Origin of the sequence: Paenibacillus glycanilyticus, from assembly GCF_023715145.1 — a bacterium.
Lineage (GTDB): Bacteria > Bacillota > Bacilli > Paenibacillales > Paenibacillaceae > Pristimantibacillus > Pristimantibacillus glycanilyticus_A.
In genome coordinates this window covers 1-471 of sequence record NZ_JAMBNP010000043.1, presented here as the reverse complement: position 1 = coordinate 471, position 471 = coordinate 1, and the positions used below count along the sequence as shown (strand labels likewise).

The following is a 471-nucleotide window of genomic DNA, read 5'->3' as shown; positions in this document are numbered from 1 at the left end:
CGAGCAACGCGAGTCCGGCCGCGTAGCCGAGTTGCGGCAGCATCGCGACGAGGCCGGCGAGACCGGGCGGCAGGTGCAGGTCCGCGCTGATCGGGCCGGTCAGCGGTTGCGCGGCGAACAGGTCCATCACGATCACGCCGACCGTCGCGGCGAAGAACAGCGTCATGCCGATGCTCAGCGCGGGCGGCGCGGCGACGGACGGGGAAACGGGGGCGGGGCAACGGTGGGCAGGGCAGTTCATCGGAAGCCTGGGAGGAAGATCGAAGGAACTCCCATCGTAGGGGCCCGATGTTTATGCGACAATTGAAATATGTCTAACATGATTATGCGAGTTTGTTTTGAATACGCGTGATCTCCAGGCGTTCGTCGCGGTTGTCGACAGCGGGTCGATGGTCGCCGCGGCCGCGAAGCTCCACCTGACGCAGCCGGGCCTGACGCGGCGCGTGCAGAACCTTGAAACGCTGCTCGGCG

1 protein-coding gene is annotated in these 471 nt (G+C 65.8%); it reads left to right on the top strand.

The window, feature by feature from the left end; translation table 11 throughout:
* Window positions 1–338 precede the first annotated feature (338 nt).
* On the top strand, window positions 339–471 hold a 133-nt coding region (locus tag M3194_RS31765), incomplete at its 3' end, for a LysR family transcriptional regulator (RefSeq protein ID WP_397334399.1).